This is a genomic window from Pseudomonas sp. C11 (assembly GCF_034683865.1).
Lineage (GTDB): Bacteria > Pseudomonadota > Gammaproteobacteria > Pseudomonadales > Pseudomonadaceae > Aquipseudomonas.
In genome coordinates this window covers 249,520-275,921 of the sequence record NZ_JAWIIP010000009.1, presented here as the reverse complement: position 1 = coordinate 275,921, position 26,402 = coordinate 249,520, and the positions used below count along the sequence as shown (strand labels likewise).

Annotated in this window: 25 protein-coding genes; 12 read left to right on the top strand and 13 right to left on the bottom strand. The window is 66.0% G+C overall.

From position 1 onward, the window contains the following. The first annotated feature begins 26 nt into the window (after window positions 1-26). On the top strand, window positions 27-1,499 hold the full coding sequence (gene amn / locus VC352_RS16470; protein ID WP_416340192.1) for an AMP nucleosidase: 1,473 nt from the start codon (window positions 27-29) through the stop codon (window positions 1,497-1,499). 103 nt (window positions 1,500-1,602) lie between these two features. Next, window positions 1,603-2,412, top strand: coding sequence for a hypothetical protein (locus VC352_RS16465; RefSeq protein ID WP_322980599.1), 810 nt, complete (start codon window positions 1,603-1,605; stop codon window positions 2,410-2,412). Window positions 2,413-2,414: 2 nt separating this feature from the next. On the opposite strand, the gene VC352_RS16460 is transcribed toward VC352_RS16465, so the two are convergent. Then, the gene (locus VC352_RS16460) at window positions 2,415-3,386 is read right to left on the bottom strand and encodes a threonine dehydratase (protein ID WP_322980598.1); all 972 of its coding nucleotides are present in this window, start codon (window positions 3,384-3,386) and stop codon (window positions 2,415-2,417) included. Between the two features lie 80 nt (window positions 3,387-3,466). On the opposite strand from VC352_RS16460, the gene VC352_RS16455 reads away from it, so the two are divergent. Further along, entirely contained in the window at window positions 3,467-4,810 is a 1,344-nt protein-coding gene (locus tag VC352_RS16455) for a PLP-dependent aminotransferase family protein (protein ID WP_322980597.1), read from the top strand. Here the strand turns inward: VC352_RS16455 and VC352_RS16450 are convergent. Together VC352_RS16450 and ahr are read right to left on the bottom strand one after the other, a co-directional pair. Beyond that, window positions 4,800-5,243 (bottom strand): acetyltransferase, encoded by a 444-nt coding sequence (locus VC352_RS16450; protein ID WP_322980621.1) that lies wholly within the window; start codon window positions 5,241-5,243, stop codon window positions 4,800-4,802. The two genes, VC352_RS16455 and VC352_RS16450, sit on opposite strands and share 11 nt — an antisense overlap. 60 nt (window positions 5,244-5,303) lie before the next feature. Then, window positions 5,304-6,335, bottom strand: coding sequence for an NADPH-dependent aldehyde reductase Ahr (gene ahr, locus VC352_RS16445; RefSeq protein WP_322980596.1), 1,032 nt, complete (start codon window positions 6,333-6,335; stop codon window positions 5,304-5,306). Window positions 6,336-6,508: 173 nt separating this feature from the next. Between ahr and VC352_RS16440 the strand changes: the two genes are divergently transcribed. Further along, entirely contained in the window at window positions 6,509-7,078 is a 570-nt protein-coding gene (locus tag VC352_RS16440) for a pseudouridine synthase (protein WP_322980620.1), read from the top strand. 66 nt (window positions 7,079-7,144) lie between these two features. Here VC352_RS16440 and VC352_RS16435 read toward each other — a convergent pair whose 3' ends face one another. The 5 genes from VC352_RS16435 to VC352_RS16415 form a co-directional block, all read right to left on the bottom strand. Next, a complete protein-coding gene (locus VC352_RS16435) occupies window positions 7,145-7,537 on the bottom strand; it encodes a globin (RefSeq protein ID WP_322980595.1) in 393 nt (130 codons plus the stop codon). Between the two features lie 41 nt (window positions 7,538-7,578). Next, the gene (locus VC352_RS16430) at window positions 7,579-7,797 is read right to left on the bottom strand and encodes a DUF2788 domain-containing protein (protein WP_268179077.1); all 219 of its coding nucleotides are present in this window, start codon (window positions 7,795-7,797) and stop codon (window positions 7,579-7,581) included. A 156-nt stretch (window positions 7,798-7,953) separates the two neighbouring features. Continuing rightward, on the bottom strand, window positions 7,954-8,433 hold the full coding sequence (locus tag VC352_RS16425; protein WP_322980594.1) for an Lrp/AsnC family transcriptional regulator: 480 nt from the start codon (window positions 8,431-8,433) through the stop codon (window positions 7,954-7,956). 352 nt (window positions 8,434-8,785) lie between these two features. Next, a complete protein-coding gene (locus VC352_RS16420; protein ID WP_322980593.1) occupies window positions 8,786-9,667 on the bottom strand; it encodes a cation diffusion facilitator family transporter in 882 nt (293 codons plus the stop codon). A gap of 4 nt (window positions 9,668-9,671) precedes the next feature. Further along, complete coding sequence (locus tag VC352_RS16415; protein ID WP_322980592.1) at window positions 9,672-10,091, bottom strand: polyribonucleotide nucleotidyltransferase; 420 nt, start codon at window positions 10,089-10,091, stop codon at window positions 9,672-9,674. Between the two features lie 228 nt (window positions 10,092-10,319). On the opposite strand from VC352_RS16415, the gene hrpB reads away from it, so the two are divergent. Then, entirely contained in the window at window positions 10,320-12,854 is a 2,535-nt protein-coding gene (gene hrpB, locus VC352_RS16410) for an ATP-dependent helicase HrpB (RefSeq protein ID WP_322980591.1), read from the top strand. A gap of 15 nt (window positions 12,855-12,869) precedes the next feature. Here the strand turns inward: hrpB and VC352_RS16405 are convergent, their stop codons facing one another. Further along, window positions 12,870-13,889, bottom strand: a complete 1,020-nt coding sequence (locus VC352_RS16405; protein WP_322980619.1) for an AraC family transcriptional regulator ligand-binding domain-containing protein — start codon at window positions 13,887-13,889, stop codon at window positions 12,870-12,872. Between the two features lie 5 nt (window positions 13,890-13,894). Continuing rightward, window positions 13,895-14,809, bottom strand: coding sequence for a GGDEF domain-containing protein (locus VC352_RS16400; RefSeq protein ID WP_322980590.1), 915 nt, complete (start codon window positions 14,807-14,809; stop codon window positions 13,895-13,897). A gap of 554 nt (window positions 14,810-15,363) precedes the next feature. Between VC352_RS16400 and VC352_RS16395 the strand changes: the two genes are divergently transcribed. The 5 genes from VC352_RS16395 (at window position 15,364) to VC352_RS16375 (ending at window position 21,951) form a co-directional block, all read left to right on the top strand. Then, window positions 15,364-17,838, top strand: coding sequence for a TonB-dependent receptor (locus VC352_RS16395; RefSeq protein WP_322980589.1), 2,475 nt, complete (start codon window positions 15,364-15,366; stop codon window positions 17,836-17,838). 126 nt (window positions 17,839-17,964) lie between these two features. After that, the gene (locus VC352_RS16390) at window positions 17,965-19,878 is read left to right on the top strand and encodes a phytase (protein WP_322980588.1); all 1,914 of its coding nucleotides are present in this window, start codon (window positions 17,965-17,967) and stop codon (window positions 19,876-19,878) included. An 88-nt stretch (window positions 19,879-19,966) separates the two neighbouring features. Then, a complete protein-coding gene (tolQ, locus tag VC352_RS16385; protein ID WP_322980587.1) occupies window positions 19,967-20,677 on the top strand; it encodes a protein TolQ in 711 nt (236 codons plus the stop codon). Between the two features lie 13 nt (window positions 20,678-20,690). Beyond that, the gene (tolR, locus tag VC352_RS16380; protein WP_322980586.1) at window positions 20,691-21,134 is read left to right on the top strand and encodes a protein TolR; all 444 of its coding nucleotides are present in this window, start codon (window positions 20,691-20,693) and stop codon (window positions 21,132-21,134) included. A gap of 1 nt (window position 21,135) precedes the next feature. Then, on the top strand, window positions 21,136-21,951 hold the full coding sequence (locus tag VC352_RS16375; RefSeq protein WP_322980585.1) for an energy transducer TonB: 816 nt from the start codon (window positions 21,136-21,138) through the stop codon (window positions 21,949-21,951). Between the two features lie 25 nt (window positions 21,952-21,976). Here the strand turns inward: VC352_RS16375 and VC352_RS16370 are convergent, their stop codons facing one another. After that, the gene (locus tag VC352_RS16370) at window positions 21,977-22,711 is read right to left on the bottom strand and encodes a substrate-binding periplasmic protein (protein ID WP_416340195.1); all 735 of its coding nucleotides are present in this window, start codon (window positions 22,709-22,711) and stop codon (window positions 21,977-21,979) included. 100 nt (window positions 22,712-22,811) lie between these two features. Continuing rightward, entirely contained in the window at window positions 22,812-23,903 is a 1,092-nt protein-coding gene (locus VC352_RS16365; protein ID WP_322980583.1) for an endonuclease/exonuclease/phosphatase family protein, read from the bottom strand. Window positions 23,904-24,026: 123 nt separating this feature from the next. On the opposite strand from VC352_RS16365, the gene VC352_RS16360 reads away from it, so the two are divergent. Continuing rightward, window positions 24,027-24,872 carry an SDR family oxidoreductase gene (locus VC352_RS16360; RefSeq protein ID WP_322980582.1) on the top strand — a complete coding sequence of 282 codons (846 nt, stop codon included), beginning with the start codon at window positions 24,027-24,029 and terminating at the stop codon, window positions 24,870-24,872. 1 nt (window position 24,873) lies between these two features. After that, window positions 24,874-25,617, top strand: coding sequence for a substrate-binding periplasmic protein (locus tag VC352_RS16355; protein WP_322980581.1), 744 nt, complete (start codon window positions 24,874-24,876; stop codon window positions 25,615-25,617). A 72-nt stretch (window positions 25,618-25,689) separates the two neighbouring features. On the opposite strand, the gene VC352_RS16350 is transcribed toward VC352_RS16355, so the two are convergent. Further along, a complete protein-coding gene (locus VC352_RS16350; protein ID WP_322980580.1) occupies window positions 25,690-26,355 on the bottom strand; it encodes a YciC family protein in 666 nt (221 codons plus the stop codon). Between the last annotated feature and the right edge of the window lie 47 nt (window positions 26,356-26,402).

The following is a 26,402-nucleotide window of genomic DNA, read 5'->3' as shown; positions in this document are numbered from 1 at the left end:
GCGTTCGTTCTGCCAGGAAGATGCCTGTGAAAGCCTGTTCCGATGATTTTATCGTTGCCCATACCCCCGAAGAGGCGGTTGATCGCCTTGCCGCGTTGCACCAGGAAGCCACCGGTGCCCTGAGCCACGCGCTCAAGCGCTACCTCAAGGAGCGCATCCGTCCGGATGCCAGCGAGCACTGCCTGTTCCGCTACCCCGAACTGCGCCTGACCTACCTGTGCCAGGGCGAAGTGCCGACCACCGTGCGCGCCTACGCCAAGGTGCAGATCCCAGGTACCTACGCGATCACCGTGACCCAGCCGGCTGCCTTCCGCAAATACCTGCTGGAGCAGCTGCGCCCATTGATGAACGACTTCACCGTGCGGGTGGAGGTCGGTCGCAGTCAGCAGAACATTCCTTACCCGTACGTGGTCGAGGGCGGCGATGAGCTGGCCGGCAGTGGCGTGACCGCCGCTGAGCTGGCGCGGGTATTCCCCAGTACCGACCTGTCCGCCGCCACCGACGGCACCGCCGACGGTCTGTACGACTGGGAGAACATCGACCCGCTGCCGCTGGCGCTGTTCGACGCGGCGCGTACCGACTTCTCGCTCAAGCGCATCCAGCACTACACCGGCAGCGACTGGCGCCATGTGCAGCCCTGGATTCTGCTGACCAACTATCACCGTTACGTCGACCAGTTCATCCGCCATGGCCTTGATATGCTGGTGGGCGCCTCGCGCTTCACCCGCATGGTGCTGCCCGGCAACGTGGTGATCGAGCGCGGCATGAACGAAGGCGAGATGCAGGCGATCATCGAGAACGTGGTCTGGCACCGCTACCAGATGCCGGCCTACCACCTGCAGGCCGAAGATGGTCATGGCGTGACCCTGGTCAACATCGGCGTCGGCCCGTCCAACGCCAAGAACATCACCGACCACCTGGCCGTGCTGCGCCCGCACTGCTGGCTGATGATCGGCCACTGTGGCGGCCTGCGTCAGTCGCAGACCATCGGCGATTACGTGTTGGCCCACGCCTACATGCGCCGCGACGGCATCCTCGACCGCGTGCTGCCACCGCACATCCCGCTGCCAGCGCTGGCCGAAGTGCAGCAGGCGCTGCAGGAAGCGGCCAAGCAGGTGACGGGCGAGCAGGGCGATGAGCTGAAGAAGCGCCTGCGTACCGGCACCGTACTGACCTACGACGATCGCAACTGGGAGCTGCGCTGGGCGCAGGAGCGCCCGTTGATCAACCTGTCGCGTGCGGTGGCGGTGGACATGGAGAGCGGCACCATCGCCGCGCAAGGCTATCGCCTGCGGGTGCCCTACGGCACGCTGCTTTGCGTGTCGGACAAGCCGTTGCACAGCGAGATCAAGCTGCCCGGTGCGGCCGGTGCCTTCTACGAGCGCGCCGTGACCCAGCACCTGCATATTGGCATCGCCGCGCTGGAGCTGATGCGCAGCCAGCTCGACTCGCTGCATTCGCGCAAGCTGCGTAGCTTCGACGAGCCGCCGTTCCGTTGATAAGCAGGGCGTGGCCTGACGCACAGTCTGGTCACGCCCCGGCGGCACTGATTAGCGCGCTGGTTTAGACTCGCCCTCGTCATGGACGAACGAGGCGATACACATGGAACAGGCACGTCTGCTGCTCACCGCGCTGTGGGAACCCTTCAGCTTTTTCAGTCTTTTCCTCTACACCGGCCTGGCCCTGCTGCTCGGTGCGGTTGCGGGTCTGTTGCTGGCGCTAAAGCTGCACCGATTGGGCTGGCTGGCGCGCAATAACCGCTGGCACCACTGGCTGCTCAAACTCTACTTTCTGCTGTTGCCGCTGGCCGGAGGGTTTCTCGGTTTCCAGGGCGGATTGCTGTATGGCAGCCAGCAGCAGATCAATCGCCATCTCGACAGCTACGCACCCATGGTGCAGGAGCTTGCTGATGGCGTCTGGAGCGATTTCCAGGCCTATGTCGAAGCGCAGGGCCAACAGGGCACCCTGGCGGTGCGCGATGCCAGCGTGCAGGAGGTGCTCAACCAGTTGGCGCTGGACTACCTGCGCAGCGAACGGCTGCTGGAGGCCGAGGCCCGTGCCGATGCCTCGACCGCCGAGCGCATTGCCTTCGACCTGTTCGACCGTCTGCGCGCCAGCCTGCTAGGCAAGGCGATTGGCGAGATGGCGGTAGAGAAAACCGCCCGTTACAGCGGGCTCAACGAGAAGGTGCTGACTCAGGTACTGGATGCCCGTATCGAGCAGCTGTTCCAGGCCGAGTTTCTTCTCGGGTTGTTCAAGAAGCAGGTCGGCCATGTGTTCAAGCCGTTCTATATTGCCCTGCTGATTCAGCTCGCTCTGTTGCTGGCACTGATCGCGGCCGAGTGGGGGCTGGCGCGTTGGTTACGGCAGACACCCGCTCGCCAGCCTGCCGAGCCGCTCGCCACGGTTTGAGTTCAGGCGGCCACCGGCGCCTCGTCACGCAACAGCTCGGCCAGCGCTGCGCGGTCGATATTGGCGCCGCTGAGTACCACGGCCACGCGCTGCCCGGCATTGAGTTCGCGCTCCTGCATCAGAGCGGCCAGTGCGGCAGCGCCGGCACCTTCGGCGAGGTTGTGGGCGTCTTCGTGGTAGGCGCGGATGGCGGCGCGAATTTCCTCGTCGTTGACTCGCACGATGCGTGCAGCGCCGGCGCTGAGCATGTCCAGTGTCAGTTGCTGCGGCTGGCGGCAGGCCATGCCGTCGGCCAGGGTGTCGGCACGTTCGGTCTGCACCAGGCAGCCCTGCTCGAAGCTGCGTGCATAGGCGTCGGCGCCGCTGGCGACCACGCCGATGATTTCGGTGTCGAGACCAAGCAGGTCACGGGTGCGGATCATCCCGCAGATGCCCGAACCGAGCCCGATAGGCACATAGACCCGGCGCAGATTCGGCACCGCTTCCAGCAGCTCCAGGGCGTAGGTGGCTACGCCGCGCACCAGATCCTCATGCAATGACGGTACCCAGTGCAGGTTGTCGCGCTCGGCCAGGCGCGCCGCCTCGGCGCGGGCTTCGTCGAAGTCACGGCCATATTCGATCACCTCGGCGCCGAGGGCGCGCATCGCCGCGTTCTTCTCGCGGGCGTTGCCATGCGGCACCAGGATGCGGATGGCCAGGCCCGCTTGACGCGCCGCCAGCGCCAGGCTCTGGCCGTGATTCCCTCGGGTGGCGGTGACCAGCCCGCGCACCTGCGGCTCGCGGCGCAGCAGGGCGTCGATATAGACCAGCCCGCCGCGCACCTTGAAGGCGGCAGTCGGGGCGTGATTCTCGTGCTTGACCCAGACCTCGCAGCCCGTGCGCTGGGCCAGCAGCGGCCAGCTCAGTTGTGGCGTGGGCGCCATATGGCGATGAACCAGTGCCGCGCTCTGGCGCAGTTGGGTGAGGTCGAACATGGCGAATGCTCCGGGTGGCGTTGACCCGGATGCTAGTGCGGCGCATTGTATGGGTAAATATTTATATTGCATGGCAAACAATGTGGCTTCCTGATCTGCAAAACAGCGCCTTACCCACTTACCTGGCGTTGGTCGAGGCCATCGCTGCGGCCATTGGTCGTGGCGAACTCAAGCCTGGCGAACGCCTGCCGCCGCAGCGCCGGCTGGCCTGGACGCTGGGCATCAACCCGAGCACAGTGATGCTCGCCTACCGCGAGGCGGCGCGTCGGCATCTGGTGTCCGGCGAGGTGGGGCGTGGCACCTACGTGCTCGCCGGCAGCCGTGAGGCGAGCCTGTTCCGCCTCAAGCAACCGGCCGCGCAGGGCGAGCTGATCGACCTGTCGACCAACGTGCCGGTGCATGACCCGGACAATCACGACCTCTCCGCCAGCCTCGCCGCCCTGGCGGCGCGCTGCGAGCTGGACGCGTTGCAGGCCTACCCGTCGGCAGCCTTGGTGGAGCGTGCGCACCTGGCGGGCGCGAGCTGGCTGCGCCGACGCGGCCTGGAGTTGGCACCGGGTGGTTTGCTGCTTTGTGCCGGCGCCCAGCAGGGCGTGTCGGCTGCTCTGTTGGCGCTGTGCGAAGCGGGTGAGCCGATCCTGGTGGAACGTTATACGGCGCCGGGGATCAAGGCCGCCGCGCGTCAATTGCGCCTGCCGCTGCACGGCGTGGCGATGGACGAGCACGGTATCCTGCCTGATGACCTTGACCGTCAGGCCCGCGCCACTGGCGCCCGTGTGGCGGTGCTTACGCCCTGTTTGCAAAACCCCACCGGCGCCAGCCTCGATGCCGAGCGCCGTGCTGCCATCGCCGAGGTGGCGCGGCGTCGAGGCTTGTGGATTATCGAGGACGATGTCTACGGCGTGCTCGGCAGCGAGGCGCCGCTGGCCGTGAAGCTTCCCGAGCGTTGCCTGCTGATCAGCAGCCTGTCCAAGAGCGTTGCACCCGGCCTGCGCCTGGGCTTTATCGCCGGTGCACCCGAGCTGCTCGAGCGTATCGATCCCGAGGCTCAAGCGACGCGCTGGGCGGTAACGCCGCTGAGCCTGGCGCTGGCCTGTGAATGGATCGAAAGCGGCATCGCCGAACAACGCCTGACCTGGCAAATCGACGAACTGCATCAGCGCTGGCGCCTGGCCGCGCGTGTGCTCGGATCACGTATGCCGCAGGGTCGGGCGGTGGCGCCGCATCTGTGGCTGGATGGTGCGGTGCCGGTTGGTCTGACTGATGCGTGCCGGCAGAACGGTGTGGAGGTGGTGCCGGCCGAGGTGTTTGCGGTCGAGGCCAATCCGGGGCACGCCGTGCGTGTCAGCCTCGCGGCGGCAGCCAGCCGGGTCGAGCTCAAGCGGGCGCTGGAAGGGATCGTGGCGGCTTGGTCTATCGGATGAGTGCCATATGCAGGATCGGGAAGGGGCGGCCGCCGCCGTCCAGGCGCGAGCGATCGGTCACGACGAACCCCAGATGCTGGTAGAAGCCCACGGCCTGCGGGTTTTGCTCGTTGACGTCGACGCGGGTGGAGCCCAGCTCGTCGATGGCGTGAAGCATCAACTGCTTGCCCACACCTTGACCGTGGCAGGCCGGGTCGACGAAGAGCATTTCCACCATGCCTTCGCTTGTGCCGAGAAAGCCCAGTATCCGCCCCGACTCGTCCCGCGCGCAGGTCAGTTGCACGGCGGGGAAATACTGCCCGCATAGCAACGGCTTGATCACCTGCAGGTCGTTTTCCGGCAGGAAGTGGTGGGTGGCGCGCACGGCGGCCTCCCAGATTTCCACCAGGGTGGGCAGTTCGGCAGCGGTGGGTGTGTCGAGAGTCAGCGGCATGTCAGTGGGCATCGAAAGATCAAGCAGGGCGCAGAGCATGCCAGCGCTGCGCCCGTGCTGTCATTGGCTGGCGTCGAGCACCACGCGGTAGCGCGCCTTGCCGCTGCGCAGGTGGTCGATGGCCGCGTTCACCTGGCTCATGGGGAAGTGCTCGACCTGCGGCAGGATCTGGTGTCGTGCGCAGAACTCGAGCATGGTCGCCATGTTTTTCGGCGAGCCGACTGGCGAGCCGGACAGGCTCTTCTGCTGCGGGATCAGGTTGAACACGTGCACCGGGATGGCGCTGGGCACGATGCCGACGAAGTGCAGGCGGCCCTTGCCGCGCAGGGTGCCGATCAGTGCTGGCCAGTCGAGATCGGCGCTGGCCGTGACCAGAAGGAAATCCAGGGTGCCGGCAATCGCCTTCATCGCAGCGCTGTCGGTGGAGGCCACCACCTTGTGAGCGCCCAGGCGCTTGGCCTCGTCCTGCTTGTTCAGCGACGAGGTGAAGGCCGTGACGTCGCAACCCCAGGCGTTGAGAAAACGCAGCGCCAGGTGACCGAGGCCGCCGATGCCGACCACGCCGACGCGGTCGGTGGGCTTGATGTCGAATTCCAGCAGCGGGCTGAACACCGTGGAGCCGGCACAGAACAGCGGGCCAACCAGCGCCGGATCGAGGCCGTCGGGCAGCGGCACGGCCCAGGCCCAGTGCGAGCGCAGACGATCGGCGAAACCGCCGTGGCTGCCGACGATGGTCGGCTTCACCGAGCGGCACAGCTGGTGCGCCCCCTCCATGCACGAGCCGCAATGCATGCAACTGCCCTTGTACCAGCCGATGCCGACCCGTTGGCCGAACTTGAGCCCGCGCGCCTGCTCGCCGAGGCGGACGATGGTGCCGACCACTTCATGGCCGGGGATGAAGGGGTAGCGGGCGTTGCCCCATTCGTTGTCGATCATCGACTGGTCGGAGTGGCAGATGCCGCAATATTCCACCGCTACTTCCACCTCTTCGGCGCCGAGCGGGCCGGGGTCGTAGCTCAGGCGTTCCAATGGCGCCTTGGGCGTGGTGGCGGCCCAGCCGGTGAAGGTGGCGAGTTCGGCGTTGTTGCTCATCGGTAGCTCCGGATCGCAGGGGTGAATCAGCAGCTTAGCTGCCGTGGCGAATCAGGGAAGCACCATCAATGCGGCTTATCGTGGGTTACACTGCGCAGCCCGGTTCCCGCGAAGCCCGTTGCATGTCCCGCCCTCGTCCCCCTGTCAATCGCCGCCCTGCCGCACCCCGCCGCGTGACCAAGGCACCACCTGCGCAGCCGCGCCTGTTGCTGCTGAACAAGCCATTCGACGTGCTCACCCAGTTCAATGACGAGCAGGGCCGCGCCACCTTGAAGGACTTCGTCGATGTGCCCGGCGTCTACCCGGCGGGACGTCTGGATCGTGACAGCGAGGGCTTGTTGCTGCTGACCAACGATGGCCGCCTGCAGGCGCGTATCGCCGATCCCAAGCACAAGTTGCCGAAGACCTACTGGGTGCAGGTGGAGGGTGAACCGAGCGAGGCGCAGTTGCAGCAATTGCGCGAGGGCGTGACGCTCAATGACGGCCCGACCCTGCCGGCCGAGGCGCGTTTGTTGGCTGAGCCCGAACTGTGGGAGCGCAATCCGCCGGTGCGCTTTCGCAAGAGCGTGCCGACGGCATGGCTGGAGTTAGTGATTCGCGAGGGACGCAACCGCCAGGTGCGGCGCATGACGGCCGCCGTCGGTTTGCCCACGCTGCGTCTGGTACGTGTGGCGATTGGCCCTTGGCGGCTAGATGGCTTGCAACCGGGGCAGTGGCGCGAGTTACCGGCCAGGCTGGATTGAACGCAGATCGTGAACAGGTTCTCAGGCGTTTTGTCGCAGGGGCGGCCCCGGCGACCATGACCTGAGTCAATAACCGGCCTTGATCACGGCGATACCTTTGTTCAGCACTTCACGCCAGGCCTGACGCACATCCGCGTCGCATTCCTTGTCGTGCTCGCTGATGGTCAGCAGCAGCGCGTCGAGCCACAGGTCGTAGAGTTCGGGGCGGATATCCAGACGCTGGCGCGAGTGCGATTCACCCAGGGCGCGCAGCTTGCTGTCGGACATGCCACGGGCGTGCATCACCAGGTTCATGATGCCCTGGCGCAGCAACTGCTTCTGCGCGTCCATGTCGGTGTCGACGAATTTCTCGCGGATCAGCGGCGAGCTGGCGAGGAAATGGCGGTAGAAATCAGCGAAGAACAGAGGGCTGGCGCAGCAGCGTCCATAGCTCTGCATCACGCGATCGGCGGCGGTCATTGGCTCTCCTTGAAACCACGGGGGGTGACGAAGCGGCGGGGTTAGCCGTGAATGCCGCGCGTGACCTCGATGATGTAGGTGATGATGGGCTTGGCCAGGAAGGCGAACAGGCACAGCCCGAGGCCCAGGAACAGGATGGCGGTACCCAGGCGGCCAGCCTTGGACTTCTTGGCCAGGTCCCAGATGATGAAGAACATGAACAGAATCAGCCCGCCCACCAGGACGTACATCATCAGGGCTTCGAATTGTTCGGTTTCCATTGCAGCCTCATGCACCTGCTGTCGCCAGGGATAAGCCCCTGGCGGCGGATGAAGGGGCTTTCACGCGGGCGTCGAAACGCTCCACGGAAAGCGCGGGGCGCCAATTGTACGCCTGTGCGCTCAGGCTCGCAGTAGAGCCGATCACGCCTGCGTCGATCAGCCGCGCAGGTGCTGCAACGGTAGTTGCGTGCTGGACAGGATCTGCTGCAGCACGAAGCTCGAGCGCACGCTGGACACCCCGTCGATGCGTGTCAGCGTGCCCAGCAGCAGCTTCTGGTAATGATCCATGTCCGGCACCACCACCTTGAGCTGGTAGTCGGCGTCCATCCCCGTCACCAGGCAGCACTCCAGCACTTCCGGGCATTTGCGGATTTCGTCCTGAAAGTGCTCGAAGCGTTCCGGCGTATGCCGATCCATGCCGATCAGTACGTAGGCCGTCAGGCTCAGGCCGAGTTTCTTGCGATCGAGCAGGGCGACCTGGCCGGTGATGTAGCCGTCGTCTTCCAGTTGTTTGACCCGCCGCGAGCAGGGTGAGGGTGACAGGCCGATGCGTTCGGCGAGTTCCTGATTGGACAGGGCAGCGTTGCGCTGCAATTCGGCGAGAATGTTCAGGTCGTAACGGTCGAGTTTGTCCATTTTTTAACTGGCTCTTTATTTGATTGCGCTAAATATTGCTCCTTTGGTGGTTGATTGCGCAATCGGCAAATATGTAAGCAATATTCGCAATCTTCTTTCGGTGCGGCAGGCGTAAGCTTTCTCTCAGTTTCACGGCCCGGACGATAAGTCCTACCGGCCTCGCCCAACCAGGTGAGCCGGCGCCGACGATCCCACCGGATCGCCCGGCCCCCGGGTCCGCACTGCCCAACCAGGCGGGCGACGAAAGCGGCGACACCATCGCCAGCACCGGACAGATTTCCCGAGGGGGCCGCGAGGCCCCTTTTTTATGCCTGGGATTCAGTGAGGAGCGTGGCCGACGGCACGGCTGCGGTCAGTGCTGGACGACTTCCTGCGGGTCGGCATGCACCAGCACCTCGGCGCGTGGGTAGTGCGCGTGGATGGCCTTTTCCACCGCCTCGCAGTGCGCGTGAGCCTCGGACAGGCTCATTTCGCCCGGCAATTCCAGGTGCAGTTGCACGAACCAGCGCGTGCCGGAAATCCGCGTGCGTAGGTCATGGGCGCCCAGCACACCCGGCACGGCGGTGGCCAGGTCATGCATGTGCTGGGTGGTCTCGCTGGGCAACTCTTCGTCCATCAGCACGGCTACGGAACCGCGAACGATGCTGATGGCGCTCCAGAAGATATAGAGCGCGATGCCGATGGCGAAGATCGCATCCATCTGCAGCCAGCCGAAACGGGTCAGCAGCAGGGCGACGAGGATGCTGGCGTTGAGCAGGATGTCGGAGCGGTAGTGAAGGGAATCGGCGTGGATGGCGGTGGAGCCGGTTTCGCGCACCACCTTGCGCTGGAAAGCCAGCAGGGCGATGGTCAGGGCCAGTGACAGCAGCATCACGGCTATGCCGGCACCTTCGGCTTCCAGCGGTTGCGGCGATTGCAGGCGCTCGACGCCCTGCAGGCCGATGAGAATGGCGCTGACGCCGATGAACAACGCCTGGCCCAGCCCCGCCAGCGCCTCGGCCTTGCCATGGCCGTAGCGGTGATCCTCGTCGGCCGGGCGCAGGGCGAAGTGCACGGCCACCAGGTTGATCAGCGAAGCGGCGCTGTCGAGCAGCGAGTCGGTGAGGCCCGCCAGCAGGCTGACCGAACCGCTCAGCCACCAGGCGATGGCCTTGGCCAATACCAGGGTCAGCGCTACCGTCAGCGCTGCCCGAGTGGCCAGGCGCATCAGCCTGGCATGCTGCGGATTGTGCATGGGCTCAGGCTGCCGGACGCAGGCCGTAGGCGGCCAGTTGCTGGCTGCTGCCGCTGTGCTGAATCAGGCGCGGGTCGTCGAGGGGCAGGTGGCGACCGGTCTGGGTTTCGATCAGTTGCTTGAGCGCCAGTTGATCGACCTTGCCGTCTTTGCCGATCAGTTGCTTGAGTTGTTGCGGGTCGACCTGAGCGGTCTGGCCTTCGGGCAGGTAGATGGCGCCGGTGGCGAAGTCCACGGCGAAGGCGATCAGGCCGGGAATGACGAAGAAGAGGATGCCGATGGCATCGGCAGCGGCGATCAACGGGTCGATCTTGCCTTCGATCTGGCCACGCCGATCCGGGTAGAAGATCGTGCCGCAGGCAGAGAGTTGAGCGAGCAGAGTGGCGGCGACGACGCCAGCGATGAAACGGGATTTCGTGCGCATGAGCACCTCCAGAAAAAAGTGGCGCAACTATAGCAGTTCGACATTGCAAAACCGTTGATCGGGCCGGCTCGGTTGCGCCATGAATTCTCTTCGCGCCGGCAATCCCGGTTCTCCTCAGACCGACGCGCGCGCTGGCGGTTCGCCGCTATCGATAGGCAGCACAAGACCGGGGCGGCACGGGTGTTTAGCCGAAGTGCCCTATAATCGCCGGCCTGCTGTGGAGAAACCATGAACGCCCTGCCCATCGATACCCTGCTGCCCGCCCTGCGCGATGCCTTGTCCGCCCGTCACGAAGTCGTGCTGGAGGCGCCGCCCGGCGCCGGCAAGACCACCCGCGTACCGCTGGCACTGCTGGATGCGCCTTGGCTGGCCGGACAGAAGATACTCATGCTCGAACCACGCCGGCTGGCAGCGCGCGCGGCGGCCGAGCGCCTGGCCAGCGAGCTGGGTGAGCGGGTTGGTGAGACGGTCGGCTACCGCATCCGCCTGGACAGCAAGGTGGGGCCGAACACCCGTATCGAGGTGGTCACTGAAGGGATTCTCGCGCGCCGCCTGCAGGATGATCCGGCGCTGGATGGCGTCGGCCTGGTGATATTCGATGAGTTCCACGAACGCAGTCTGGACGCCGATTTGGCCCTGGCCTTGACGCTCAATGGCCGCGCCATGTTCCGCGCGGCGGACAGTGGCGAGGCGCCGCTCAAGGTGCTGCTGATGTCCGCCACCCTGGAGGGCGAGCGCCTGTCTGCCCTGTTAGGTGATGCACCGGTGCTGCGCAGCGAAGGGCGCATGTTCCCGGTGGATATCCGCTGGGGCGCACCGTTTCAGCCGGGCGAGTGGGTCGAGCCGCGCGTCGTGCAGACGGTGCAGCAGGCGCTGGCCGATGAGCCCGGCAGCCTGCTGGTGTTCCTGCCCGGTCAGGCCGAGATTCATCGCGTGGCCGAGCAACTGGGCGAGGTGCTGGCAGGACGCGACGACATCCAGCTCTGCCCGTTGCATGGCGAGCTGGAGCTGTCGGCCCAGCGCGCAGCCATCGAGCCTGCACCGGCGGGCAAGCGCAAGGTGGTACTGGCCACCAATATCGCCGAGACCAGCCTGACCATCGACGGCGTACGCGTGGTCATCGATGCCGGCCTGGCGCGGGTGCCGCGCTTCGATCCGGCCAGCGGCATGACCCGCCTCGACACCCAGCGTATTTCCCGTGCTTCGGCTACCCAGCGTGCCGGTCGGGCAGGGCGCCTGGAGCCGGGCGCCTGCTACCGCTTGTGGTCGCAGGCGCAGCACGAACAACTCAGTGCCTATTCCAGTGCGGAAATCCTTCAGGCCGACCTCGCCGGCCTGGCCTTGCAACTGCTGCGCTGGGGCGTAACGCCGCAGGAGCTGAGCTGGCTCGACGTGCCACCGCCGGCCGCTTACGCCCAGGCGCTGGATCTGCTCGGCCGCCTGGGTGCCCTCGATGAACGGGGTGCGCTCAATGCCCACGGCCAGGCCATGGCTGAGCTACCCAGCCATCCGCGTATCGCCCATCTGCTGCTGCGTGGCCAAGCGCTGGGCCTCGGTGCTCTAGCCAACGACCTGGCGGCGTTGCTGTCGGAGCGCGATATTCTGCGCGGTGGCGGTGCCGATCTGCACAGCCGCCTGACCCTGCTCAGCGGCGAAAACCGCGTCGCACGCTCGGCCCAAGGCGGCGTGCAGCGTGCACGGCAACTGGCGAAACAGTTTCACGGGCTGGTCAGGAATCGGCCGGTGACTCAGGCAGTGAGCGACCCCGAGCATCCGCGCTGGCTCGGTTGCCTGCTGGCCTTCGCCTACCCGGATCGCATCGCCCAACAACGCCGCGCCGATGGCGCCGATTACCGCCTGGCCAATGGCCGCGCCGCACAATTCGGCGATGCCGATGCGCTGATGAAGCATGAATGGCTAGTGGTGGCCGATCTGGGCAGCCGCCAGGGCCAGCGCGAGGAGCGCATCTATCTGGCGACTGACCTCGATCCGGCGCTGTTCGCGGGCGAGTTGGCCGAGCAGGTGCAGACGCTGGAGGTGCTCGACTGGGATGAGCGCGAAGGCGTGCTGCGCGCCGAGCGCCAGCGCAAGGTCGGCGAGCTGGTGCTGGAACGCCAGGCGCTGGCTGCACTGGACGAGGAGGCGCGCTGTCGCGCCCTGGTCGGCCTGGTAAAACGCAAGGGCCTGGAGCTGCTGCCCTGGACGCCCGAGCTGCGCCAGTGGCAGGCGCGTGTGGCCTTGCTGCGTGAGCTGGACATGCAGCAGCAGGGGCAGAGCGAATGGCCGGATCTATCCGATGCCGCGCTGCTGGCCAGCCTGGAGCAGTGGCTGACGCCATTCCTGGGCAAGGTCAACCGCCTCAGCCACTTCGCCAATCTCGACCTGCCTTCGATCCTACAGACGTTGTTGCCCTGGTCGCTGCCGCAACGCCTCGACGAGCTGGCGCCGCGCACCTTGGCGGTGCCATCCGGCTCGCGCATCGCCATCGACTACACGGAAAACCCGCCGGTGCTCGCCGTGCGCCTGCAGGAACTGTTCGGCCTGGCCGCCACGCCGCGCATCGCCGGTGGCCGCCTGGGGCTCAAGCTGCATTTGCTGTCGCCGGCACGTCGCCCGGTGCAGGTGACCCAGGATCTGGCCAGCTTCTGGGCCAACACCTATATCGATGTGAAGAAGGATCTGAAAGGAAGGTATCCGAAGCACTACTGGCCGGATGATCCCTTGATCGCCGAGCCGACGGCACGGGCCAAACCGCGCAAGTGAAGGGCGCGCCTCACTTCAACTGCACAGCAACTCGCCCAGCTCGCTCGGCACGCGCCCCGTCCAGCGCTTGAACGAGCGGCGGAAGTTGGTGATGTCGTTGAAGCCCAGGCGCTGCGCCACTTCTTCGTTGCTGCAGCCTTTGACCTGGTAGAGGTAAAGCGCCAGGTCGCGGCGTACTAGGTCGAGCTGTTCCTGAAAATGCGTGCCGTGCTTGCCCAGCTTGCGCTTGAGGGTGGCTGGGCTGGTGGCGAAGGCCGTGGCGACGCGTTCCAGGCTCAGTGGCTGGCGGATATGTGCGCTGAGGTGGTCATGCAGCGCATCGAGCAGGCTGCATTGCCAGCCCCAGGCCTGTAGCTGTTCGGTGCAGGCCTGGCGGGCGACTCGCGCGCCGGTGGCGCCGCCGTTTGGCCAGGGGCACAGCAGGTATTCACGCGGCAGGCTCATGACCGTCGACGGACGGCCGAAGCTCAGGGCATCGCCCAGATGCACCCAGTATTGTTCGACGTAACCGGGTTCGGCATAGGCGAACTGGAAGCGCCAGGGCAGGCGCTCGTTGCACTGGCGCCGGGCCAGGGCGACCACGGCGGTCATGCTCGCTTCGAGCAGGAAGGGCAGCAGCCCGGCGGCGCCACAACTGTCGCGCCAGTACAGGTGCAGATGGTGCTCGTCCAGGTGCAGCACGGGCGTCAGCAGCGGTGAGAGCAGGGCGCGGTAGCTGGAAAGACCCTCCAAGGCCTGCAACAGGTGATCGGCCTGCTCCAGCAGGTGGCTGCCGGCTCCGTAGTGACCCGGCCACAGGCGCTGGCCGAAGAGGAAGCTGGTATCCGGCGCATCCAGCAGGCGCTGGGCGTTGGCGATCAGGCGCAGGAACTGGCTGGGGCTGATCCGTGCCTGGCCGGTGACGATGTCGTCGTAGAACAGCTCGCAGCCGCGCAGCAGGTGATGGGTGTCGATGCCGCGCGAGCGCGCCAGGTCGATCAGCACGGCTGGCAGGTGGTGGGCCGCGATGAAGCGGCTGTCGCATTCGTAGCCCATGGCGGTCACGCGCTGCGCGCCAGGCGCGGTTTGGCACGGGCCAGCGCCAGGTTGAGACGCTTGAGCAATTGCCCTTCGTCCTCGTCCAGGGCCATCACCGCGGCGACCGTGGCGTGCAGTTGCAGGCGTTCGCCGTGGCGTTGGCTGCGGTGCGCGAGGTTGGCGATGCTCTGGCGCAATTCGTCCGCCATGCCTTGCGCCTGTTGCTCGCCGGTGTTGGGCAGCACGGCGACGAAGCGGTCGCCGGCCAGGCGGCAGAGCATGTCCTGCTGGCGCAGGTTGAGCAGCAGCAACTGGGCGACGGCCTGCAGCACCTGGTCGCCTTCCTCCTGGCCGAAGCGCTGGTTGATCAGGCTGAACTCGTCCAGGTCGATGGCCACCAGCGACAGCGGTTGCTGGTCGATGCGCGCCTGCACCAGGGCTTGCTGCAGGTGCTGGCGCAAGTACTGGGCGCCGGACAGCGGGGTGAGCTTGTCGAACAGACGGTGGTCGCGCAGCAGTTGCTCGCGCTTGCGCATCTGTGCGCTGATGGCACGTTGTTCCTGCTGCAGGTGGTACATGCCCAGAGTCAGCAGCAGCATGCCCACGGGCATGGGCGCGGTTTCCAGCCAGTTGTCCCAGATGGCCTCGGCGGGTAACTGGATGAATTCGTCGAGACAATCCATCCACATCGAGAAGGCGGTGCAGCACAGGCCCAGTGACAGCAGGCGGGTGACGTGTCCGGCTGGGCGGCCACGCAGCAGCATGACCAGCCAGCCGCAGAGGATCAGGCAGGTGCCGCCTTCGCCGGCCACGTCCATCCAGTTGATCTCGGCCCAGGGCTTGATATGGCCGGTGGCCAGGTAGATCAGCAGGCCGGCGTTGGCGGCCAGCAACAGGCCGGCCAGGGTCACGCCGTGCAGTTTCAGCAACGACTTCATGGGGTTCTCCTTGCGTCGACGCCTGAGCGCCTGCCCAAGCATGCCGGAGCAATGTCTCAATACGGTGACGCTCATGTGCGGCGCACGCTGCAGGGCAGGTCATCCGGGCTGACCTGCAGTTTGGCCTTAGGTGCGCTTCCTGAGTCGTCAAGGAAACAAAGGCGTATGACGGTTCGGTTACCAGGCTGGGGGTCGATTCGGCTCAGGTGATCGTCGTGTTCAAGGGCGATTTTTCAGGCGGGTTTAAGGGCCAGCGAGTGGCTATCGGCCCAGGTTGCAGCCTGATTGAGCCGCATGGCGGCCCGGCGCGACGGCCCTGGGCGGCAGGCCTGCGGCGTGCCCAGGGCCTTTTCACAAGGGCAGGGATGGGCGCGGCGGGCACTGTGTGAGGCGCGCTTGGCAGGTCAAATCAGCTCAAAACGCTTGCCGATACCGCGTAAAACCCCGGTTTTCGCGGCCTGGCGGCAGGTGCTGTCACGCAAGTGCCACAAAGGATTTCTAGCGTTCGCTGCCATTGCCTGGTGTTGCCAGGGGCATCGAACGAGGGATTCAAGGTGGCACAGCCATTTCGTCATATCCGTACTGCCGGGTTTCGCATCAGCCTGCTGACCATCGCCATCAGTGCCGCGCCGGCCTGGGCGGAAGAGGTAATCGAGCGCGTCGAGGTGATCGGCCAGGCCGCCAGCATCGACCAGGCGTTGCAAGAGCAGAAGAACTCCGACAGCATCGAGAGCGTGGTGCATGCCGATGGCGTCGGCCAGTTGCCGGATGACAACGCCGCCGAGGCGCTGCAGCGGGTGCCCGGCCTGTCGGTGGAACGCGACCAGGGCGAAGGGCGCTTCGTCAGCGTGCGCGGCATGGCGCCGGATCTGAACAGCGTGACCATCAACGGCACCCTGGTGCCGGCACCGGAAAGCGACCGCCGCGCGGTGGCGCTGGATGTGCTGCCATCTGAGCTGGTGCAGTCGCTGTCGGTGGTCAAGAGCCTGACCCCGGATATGGACGCCAACTCCCTGGGCGGCACCATCGAGGTGGAAAGCCTGTCGGCCTTCGACCACGACGGCCTGTTCTACACCCTCTCCAGCGAAGCCAGCTACGACACCAATGTCGACAAGGCCAGCCCGAAACTCTCCGGCGCCATCAGCGACCGCTTCAGCCTCGGTGACGGCGTGGACAATTTCGGCGTGGCGGCCGCCTTCAGCCAGCAGAAGCGCAAGTTCGGTTCGGATAACGTCGAGACCGGCGGAGCCTGGGACTTCGAAGACGGCGAGCGGTTGGAGGAACTGGAAATGCGTGACTACGCCATTACGCGTGAGCGCACCGGTTTCGGGCTGAACTTCGACTATCAGGCCGACGATTACTCCAATTACTACCTGCGCACCCTGTACAGCAAGTTCAAGGACACCGAGACGCGCAATGCCGCCGGTGTCGAATTCGACGATGCCCAGGCCACGGGCGAGCGTGGCGATGCCGAGGGCTGGCGCTCGTTGAAGTCGCGCGAAGAGACCCAGGTCATCCAGTCCTACGTGTTCGGCGGCGAACGCATCATCGACCTGTGGACGGTCAGTGCCCAGGCCGGCTACAGCCAGGCTACCGAGAAGAATCCTGGTGGTATTGCCTCGGCCAAGTTCGTCGGTGATTTCAGCGATGTCGGCTTCGACGGCACCGAGACCCCCAGCCTGAGCGCGGGGAGTGCGTTCTACGATCCCAGCTCATTCAGCCTCGACAAGGTGGAGTGGGAGAAGGTCGACAGCAAGGACGACGAGAAGAACATTCGCCTGGATCTGGCCCGTGACTACGACTGGGCCGGCAATGCCGCTCAGGTCAAATTCGGCGGCAAGCTCAGCCGCCGGAAAAAGACCAGTGACACCGATGTTTGGGTGTACGACGACTTTTCCGGGGTCAGCCTGGATGGGCTGCAGAGCGGCTCGGTGGATTATTCGCTGGGCAACTTCGGCAATGGCATCAGCGCTAGCGCCATCGAGAACCTGATCGGCAGCCTGGATCGCAGCCAGTTCTACGATGAGGAAGAGTCGCGCATCAACGACTTCACGATGCACGAAGACATCAACGCCGCCTACCTGATGAACACCCTGGACGTGGACGACTGGCGCTTCATCGCCGGCCTGCGCTATGAGGGCACCGAGTTCGAGGCCAAGGGCACCGGCCTGCGTGACGGCGTGTACGAGGACAGCCATAGCACGAACCGCTACGAGCACTGGCTGCCGGGCCTGCATGCGCGCTATCAGTTGTCGCCGTCCACCGCGATTCGCGCGGCCTGGACCAACACCGTGGTGCGCCCGACCTTTGGTCAACTGTCACCGGGCTTCACCATCGACGGCGACGAAGCGTCCTTCGGCAACCCCGATCTCAAGCCGCTGGAATCGATGAACTTCGACCTCGGCATCGAGCACTACATGGGCCGTGCCGGCGTGCTCTCGGGCTTCGTGTTCTACAAGGACATCGACAGCTTCATCTACAACACCGACCTGGCCGGCACCGGCGCCTGGGCGGACTTCGACGAGGCACTGAGCTACGCCAATGGCGACAGCGCCAAGCTCTACGGCCTGGAGCTGGCCTACTCGCAGAAATTCGACTGGCTGCCTGCGCCGTGGAACGGCCTGCTGGTGGGCGCCAACCTGACCCTGAGCAAGTCCGACGCGAGCATCGAGGGGCAGGGCAGCAAGCGCTCCATCGACCTGCCGAACCAGTCCGACACCGTGGGCAACTTCATGGTCGGCTGGGAGAACGAGCGCTTCAACCTGCGCGTGGCCGCCAACTACAAATCCAGCTACCTGTACGAGATCGGCTCGGTGCAGGACAAGCGCCAGGATCTGTACGTCGACGGTCAGCTGTTCGTCGACGTCAAGGCCGGCTACTTCATCACCCCCGAACTGCAGTTGACGCTCGAGGCGGCGAACATCACCGACGAGTCCTACTACGTCTACACCGGCAGCCGTCGCTACAACTCGCAATACGAGGAGTACGGCCCGACCTACACCATCGGCCTGACCCTGACCCACTTCTGATGGGGGCGCAGGGGGATGGATCAAGCGCCATCCACCTGTAAGGCGCCCGCTATCAGCGACATTTTCAACGGCAGGGCTTGTTGCCAAGCGGCGACAGGATCAGGCCACTGTGACTAGGAACTCTGTATGCGTTTTCTCAAACCGTCCCTGCTGGGACTCTGCATAGCCCTGGCCGCCTGCCAGAGCAACGAAGTGCCCAAGGCCGTCGCGGCCGCTCCGGTGCTGACGATCCACGAACAACGGATCGCCAGCGAAAACACCCAGTGGCTGGCGCCGCTGCCGTTTCTGGCCGGCGCCGAGCGGGTGCAGGTGGCCGACAAGAGCCTGCAGGTGATCGCTGCCGACGGGCAGGTGCTGAGCGAGCTGCCGGGCCGCTTCGCGACCCTCGACCAGCGTGCCGACGATGACGGCCTGCTGATCGCCACCCTCGACAAGAAGCGCCAGCAAGCCCTGCTGACAAGGCTCGACGGCAAGCGGCAATGGAGCGCTCCGAGCTACCTGCCCAAGACCCGTTTCGCCATTGAGGGGCTGTGCCTGTATCGCGACGAGGCGCGCAACGACTTCCTCTTCCTGGTCGGTGATGAGGGCATCGGCGAGCAGTGGCTGGTGGCCGAGCGCGGCCGGCCCCTGGCGCAGGCGCAGCAGGTGAGGGCGCTGAGCCTGCCGCCAGCCAGCAGCTTCTGCCAGGTCGATGACGCCTCCGCCAGTCTCTACGTCAACGAGGAAGGTGTCGGCCTGTGGCGCTATGAGGCGGGCGCCGAGGCGCCGCTGCTGCGCGAACCGGTGGAGTTGGTCGCGCCCTTCGGCGAGCTGCAGGGCTCTGCCGCCGGCATGGCGGTGCTGCCCGAAGCGTTGCTGCTGGTCGATGCCGACGCGGCCAACCTGCATCTGTTCCAGCGCCACGCCGCGCACTGGCAGCGTGCCGGCGTGGTCAGCCTGGCCAGCCTCGACGAGCCCGAGCAGGTCAGCGCGCGCGCCACGGTGCAGGGCCTCGACCTGCTGCTGGTCGACGACACCGGCGCGCGCCGCGCCGCGCTGAACTGGCAGCCGCAGGCGGTCGCGCCCCAGGCCACGGTGCCGGTCGTCACGCCGCTGGTGCAGAGCGATGTCGCGCCCAGCCTGGGCGATGCGGCGGACGATCCGGCCATCTGGATCGACCGCGCGCACCCCGAGCGTAGCCGCGTGCTGGCGACTGACAAGCAGGGGGGGCTGCTGGTCTACGACCTGGCCGGCAAGCAGGTGCAGGACTTGCGCGTCGGCCGCCTGAACAACGTCGACCTACGGCCCGGCTTCCCGTTGGGTGAGCGCCAGGTCGACCTGGCCGTGGCCAGCAACCGTGACCACAACAGCCTGCACCTGTTCGCCATCGACCCGGCCAGCGGTGTAGTGACCGGCATCGGCGAGGTGGCCACGCCGCTCACGGAAATCTACGGCCTGTGCCTGTTCAAGGCGCGCGATGGCGCCATCGATGCCATCGTCAACGACAAGGACGGCACCTTCCTGCAGTACCGCCTGAGCGGCGCCAATGGCAAGGCCAGCGGGCAATTGGTGCGCCGCTTCAAGACCGCCACCCAGCCCGAGGGCTGCGTCGCCGATGACCGCAACCAGCGCCTGTACATCGGCGAGGAAGATGTCGCGGTGTGGACGCTGGATGCCCGCGCCGAAGTGCCCGCGAAGCTCGAACAGGTCATTGCCGTCGGCGGCCCGGTGCAGGACGACATCGAAGGCATGGCGCTCTACCACGGCCAGCAGCGTGACTACCTGGTGATCTCCAGCCAGGGCAACGACAGCTACGTGGTGCTCGAGGCGCAGGCGCCGTATCGGCTGCGTGGCAGCTTCCGTATCGGCCTGAATGCCGCGCGCGGCATCGATGGCGCCTCGGAGACCGACGGCCTGGAGGTGACTTCCGCCAACCTCGGCGGCCCCTGGAGCGCCGGTATGCTGGTGGTGCAGGACGGCCGCAAGCGCATGCCCGAGGGTAACCAGAACTACAAGTACGTGCCCTGGACGGCGGTCGCCGCCGCGCTGGGCCTGGAGTGAGACGAGCGGCGTTGCGCCTGTCATCCGTGCGCAACGTCGCGGTCTTCCAATATGAGCCCAGGGGCTCGAGCCTTTGAAGGAAATTCCGATGCAAAACCAAGCCCATCTCGAACACATGACCGTCTGGGGCCTGATCAGCGATGCCAGCCTCGTCGTCCAGGCGGTGATGCTCTGCCTGCTGCTGGCCTCGCTGCTCAGTTGGTATCTGATCATCCAGCGTGGCGCCGTGCTGCGCCGTAGCGAGCAACTGGCCAAGGCCTTCCTCAAGCGCTTTCGCAGCGACGAGATCGGCGCCCTGTACCGCGAGGGCAGCCAGCAGGAACTGCCAGCCGATGCCGCCCTGCAGCGCATCTTTCTGGCCGGCTACCAGAGCTTCAGCCAACTGCAGCCGCATGGCAGCGCGGACAGCGTGCTCGACGGTGTCGAACGCAGCCTGGCGGTGGCCATCGCCGAGCAGGAAGAACGCCTGGAAAAGGGTCTGCCGTTTCTCGCCACGGTGGGCTCGGTGAGCCCTTATATCGGCCTGTTCGGCACCGTGTGGGGGATCATGAATTCCTTCCTCGGCCTGTCCCAGGTGCAGCAGGCGACCCTGTCGACCGTCGCGCCCGGCATCGCCGAAGCCCTGATCGCCACGGCCATCGGCCTGTTCGCGGCGATCCCGGCGGTGATGGCTTACAACCGCTTCTCGGCGCGCAGCCAGACGCTGATCGCCCGCTACTACGCCTTTGGCAACGAGCTGCAAGGCCGCCTGCACCGCCGTCTGAACGGCGCGACGGCGAATGTCGCCGCAGCGGCCTGAGGAGGAACGCGCGATGCTGGTTCGACCGACGCACAAACATGGCCTGAAGGCCGAAATGAACGTGGTGCCCTATATCGACGTGATGCTGGTGCTGCTGGTGATCTTCATGGTCACCGCGCCGATGCTGGTGCAGGGCGTGCAGATCGAGCTGCCCAAGGTGGCCGCCGAGGCGCTGCCGACACCTGGCGAACAACGCATCGTCACCCTGTCGGTGAAGGCCGATGGCAGCTTCTACTGGAACCTGGGCAGCGAGGTGAACATCGAGGGGCAAACCGACAGCGCGGTGAACAAGGACGAGATGGGCGCGAAGATCGCCGCCCTGGTCGCCGCCAGGCCGGATACCCAGGTGTACGTGCGCGCCGACCAGCACGCCGACTACGCGGCGGTGGTGGCCGGCATCGCCGAACTGCAGCGCGGCGGCGTCAGACACCTGGGCCTGATCACCGAGGCGCCCTGAGATGAACAGCCTGACCCTGGAAATGCCCGCGCCGCGTTTTGCCTGGCCGGCCTGGCGTGAACACGGCCTGGCCTTCGGTGCGGCACTGGCCCTGCACGCCGGCCTGGCCTACGTGCTGTTCAACCTGTCGCAGCAGGCGCCTCTGCCAATGCCGGTTTCCACGGTGCTCACTACCCAGTTGATCACCTTGCCGGCGCCGGTGGTGGAGCCTCCCGCCCCTGTGCCTGTGGAGCCGTCGATGCCAGTGCCGCTGCCTGAACCGGTGGTCGAGGTCGCGCCAGTCGAACAGGCCGATCTGGCGTTCAAGCGGGTGCAGCAGGAGCGTCAGGAGCAGGCGCAGCAGCGCGAGCGTGAACGTCAGCAACGCCGGGAAGAGCAGCAGCGCCAGGAGCGTTTGGCGCGTGAAGAGCGGGCACGCGCGGAGCAGGCGCGTCAGGCGCAGCTCGACGCTCAGCAACAGGCCCAGGCCCGCCAGGCCGAAGCCGAACGCCAGGCGGCCGCGAATGCGGCTGCCGCAGCGGTCGCACGTGCCGAAGCGGAAGCCGCCAGCCGCCAGTACCTGCCCATCGCCAAGCAGGCGCCGGACTACCCGGCCACGGCCCTGGCGCGCAAGATCGAGGGTGAATGCACCGTGGCTTACACGGTCAATACGGCGGGGCGTGTCGAAGACCCGCATGTGGTCGGGCAGTGCCACCCGCTGTTCGTCAAACCTTCGCTGGCTGCGACCAAGACCTTCCGCTACCAGCCTAGGCTGGTCAACGGCCAGGCAGTGGCGGTGGCCAACGTGAAGAACACCTTCAGTTACAAGATTCGGTAAGGATGGGGCTCGCAGGCCATGGGCGTCAGGGCAACTGCAGTTCTGCGCCTTCGGCCTTCAGCGTTTCGTAGGCCTGCTCCAGATCGTCGCGCAGGCGCTCGGCTCCCGGCCAGGCGCGTGAGTAGATGAACTTCAGCGGCAGGTGCTGCAGTTGCACGAATGGCAGCTCGGCCATGCCCAGGCGGCGCCTGGCCTGCTCGACCGGCGTCTGGTAGTCCAGCAGGAAGTCGCCACGGCGGCGCTGCAGCATCTCCAACGCCGAGGTGTGGCTTGCGGTGCGGTGCAGGGTGAGGTTGAGCGCGGGATCCTCCAGCCAGTCATTCACCGCCTGCCAGTAGCTGTAGCCGGTGATCAGAATCAGGCTGCGATCCTTGAGATCCTCGGGCAGGCGCGGTAGCAGGGTATCGCGCAGGAAGTACAGGTTCAGGGTGATTTCACCCAGCAGGTTACGCCCTTCCAGCGTATGTGCGGCCAGCTCTGGCTTGCCCGGTGCGCCCAGCCACAGCTGCACGCTGCCGTCACGCAGGCCGCTGTACAGACGGGCGCCGGGGTAGGAGCGGAAGTCGCCGGTATAGCCGGCCTGCTGCAGCAGGCGCCGGGTCAGGGCCAGGCCGGGGCCGGCAGGCTCACCCTGGGCGTCGGTGTAGGTATAGGGCGGGAATTCGTAGTAGCCGACCTGAATATGGCGTGTGCCATCGGTGGCCTGGGCTACAGGCAGCCAGAGCAGTGCGAAAAGCAGCAGGCAGAAACGTCTTGGCATCCGGATGTCGCGGCGCTGGGCCGTCTTGTCATTGTCGGGCTGGATGAGCATGGACAAGTCGCCAGGGCCTGTCCAGCCCGATGCGTCAGGCTGATGCGCGCTACTGCTGGTGCGGCAGGAAGAAGCGGCCGATCACCGGCAGGTGGTCGGAGAGGGTCTGCGTGTCGTGCTGCCGTACCTGGCTGCTGAAGGGCGTCAGGTGCTGGCTGTAGAACAGGTAGTCGAGGGTGCGATCCGGGCCTCTGGCGGCGGGGTCGTTGGGGAAGTGGGTGTACCACTGCGCCTGCTCGGCGCCGTTGGCCTGCGACAGGCTGGGGATCATCGGGTAGCGGCTGGCGAGGGCCAGTAGCTCGCTGTCGGCGGCGTACCAGACACGCTGCGCGGGCGGCAGGTGCTGAAACTGGCCGGGCGGCAGCAGGTTGAGGTCGCCGCCCAGTATCCAGGGCAGGTCATCTTCCTTTAGCTGCTGCAGCAGCGCATCGGTCATCGCCACCTGGTGCTGCATGGTGTCATCACCCTGGGCGAAGGCATCGAAGTGGGTGTTGATGGCCACCAGTTCGCCGCCGCCACGAATCGGCAGGTAGCTGACCAGCAGCGCGCGCTTGAGCTGGAACAGATGGCTGATCGGGTCGCTGGGCATTTCCGGCAGTTGCAGGCGCTCGGCACGGCTGATCCGGAAGCGGCTCAGGGTGCCGAGCTTCATGCCGACGCTGCCGAGGATGCGCGGGTGCGGGACGAAGCCGGCCTTCCAGTAGAAGGCCTGGCTGGCGCAGGGGTAGAGATCGGCCAGGCGCGTCTGCAGCAGCGCGAGCTGATCCTGGTAGTCGGTGGCCCGGGCGCCGTCGTGCAGTTCCTGCAGCAACACCACGTCCGGCTTTTCGTCGCGCAGGATGCGCACCACCTCGTCGAGCGTGGTGGCCAGATCCTCGCTGCTCGGGCGGGTGTCCGGGCCATCGCCGTCGGGCAGGTCGTACCAGAACACATGGCGCTTGCCGGCCAGGTACTGCACGTTCCAGGTCATCACCTTCAGCGCCTGGCCCGGCTGCAAGGGCGGCACCTTGCCGTTGCAGGCGCTCGGCGCCACTTCGTGCGCTTTGGGCTGCCAGGTCAGGGCGTAGATCAGCGCGCACAGCGCACCGAACAGCAGCACCAGGGCAAGTGCGAGCAGACGGGCGAGGCGAGGCAGGGACATGGCAGTGTCGACGACTATGCTGAGAAGGTGGCGAGGATAACCGACCCGGGCGTCGTGGCCCAGGCTGGGTGACAGTTGTCATGGTGACCGTGCTAAAAAGCCTGGCAGACGGGGAGAGTGCAGATGCATCGCAAGGTATTCGCCAACAAGGTATTCGAGCGCAAGGTGGTGCTGGTCAGCGGTGGTTGCGCCGGGATCGGTCGGGCACTGGTCATGCGCATGGCGCAGGCCGGTGCGCGTCTGGTGATCCTCGACCTCGATCAGGCGGCGCTGGACAGCCTGGTGCAGCACCTGGCCGATCATCACAATGCCGAGGCGCTCGGCCTGCTCTGCGACGTGGCTGACGCCGAGGCGGTGCAGCGCGCCGTGGCGTTGGCGGTGGATCATTTCGGCGGCATCGACGTGCTGGTCAACAATGCCGGCATCACCCATCGCAGCACCTTCGCCGATACCCGCCTGGACGTGTTCCAGCGGGTCATGGCGGTCAATTACTTCGGCGCCCTGCATTGCACCCAGGCGGCCCTGCCCAGCCTGATCGCCCGCAGCGGGCAGGTGATCGTGCTCAGCTCGCTATCGGGCATCGCGCCGTTGCTTTACCGCAGCGCCTACAACGCCAGCAAGCATGCGCTGCATGGCCTGTTCGAAACCCTGCGCTATGAGCTCAAGGGCTCGGGCGTGAACGTGATGCTGGTATGCCCCGGCTTCACCGCCACCGACCTGCGCAAGAACGCCCTGGTCGGGGACGGCTCGGTGGCCGCGCAGCCGCCACTGGCAATGGGCAAGGTGGCCTCTCCGCAGGACGTCGCCGAGGCGATCTACCGTGGCGCACTCAGGCGCAAGCGCCTGCTGGTGTTGTCCAATGTCGACTGGCGGGCCCGCTTGCTGGCGCGCTTCTTCCCCCGGCTGTTCGAACGGGCGCTGCTGCCGCGCCTGTCCGGGCTCAAGCCGCAACGCTCCGAGGTGCGCTGACATGCGTCGTTGCTGGCTTGGCCTGTTCCTGCTGCCCTTGCTTTGCCGGGCTGCGGAACCCGAGCCGTTGCGGGTGATGACCGATCTTTGGCCGCCGTTTCGCATGGAGGCGGCCGACGGCACGCTGATCGGGCTGGACATCGATCTGCTCGATGAACTGTCGCGACGCAGTGGCTTGCGCTTCGAGATCGAGCGCGCACCCTGGGCGCGAGGCCTCGCCGCCCTGGAGCAGGGGCGCGCGGACATGATGACCGGTCTGGCGAAAACCCCGGAACGCGAGCGCTATATCCAGTACCTGGAAACGCCTTATTACGCCTGTTCGCCACGTTTCTACGCCCGGCCATCGGTGGCATCGCTACTCGATCGTTATGACCGCCTGCGCGGGCTGCGCATCGGTTATGTGCTGGAGTCGGCCTATTTTCCGCGCTTCGATGCCGACCAGGCGCTGGACAAGGTTGGCGTCAGCGCCGAGGCACAGTTGCTGGAAATGCTCGTGCGCAAGCGCATCGACACGCTGATCGGCACCGATTGCCAGGTCGATTTCGCCCTGCTCGCCCCCAATCTGGCCGGTCATATCGTCAAGGCAAGCTACCAGCCGCAGGCGCGTACCGATCTTTACATCGGCTTCTCCCGCAAGCGTCTGGCGCAACTGCCCCGCGTAGCGGCTGCGCTGAGCAGCATGCAGACCGATGGCTGGATCGCCCGTGCGGCCATGCGCTATCACGAGGTCGTGGTGCAGCAGTAGCTGCAGCCTGCATGAGGCTGGCCGTCACCGCCCGTCCGCCTGAAACAGCCTGGCCGGCATGGCTCATCCGGCCTAGTCGTTACTTTCTGGTGCCGGTTGCTGCCCTTCGAGCAGCATGAACAGGCGAAACAGCACCACGATGGCGAACAGCTGGAGGAAGCCGCTGGCGCTTTGCTGCAGCACCCAGAGCAGGGTGTCGCTCGGTTCCGGAACCGTCCACCAGTCCAGCAACCAGAGGGGCAGGAGCACGTTGAGCAGGCAGGTCAGCACCGGCCAGAAGCGCCCTTCAGTCATCGCGAAACTGCCTTGCAGCGCGCGCAGTGGTGGCTCCTGGCGCAGTACCAGCAGGAGTTCGGCGAAAGCCAGGCGCACCATCACCCAGATCCCCGGCACGATGAACAATGACAGGCCGAGCATGATCGCCAGCGTGCTGAAACCGGCCAGCAGCGCGAAGCTTGGCCACAACTGCAGGCCGGCGGCGAACAGCTGGGCGTTGCCGGGCGTCTGCCCGTTGCTGCGTGCGTGCAGGAAGAGAATCAGCGGGCCGGCATACAGCGGATAGAACAGGATGCCGAGCAGGATGCCGTACGCCGGGTTGGCGCCTGCGCCGAGCTGGGAGGCCAGCAGGGCCTGGGCGATGGCTTCGAGCAGCAGCAGTGGCAGGGTCAGGCGGGCGATGGCGGCCAGGTTGTGGCTGGAAAAGAACCAGGCGTCACGCAGGACGGAAAGTGGACTCATCGGCAGATTACCAAGGGTGAAGGCACCCGCACTGTGGCGGGTTGCCG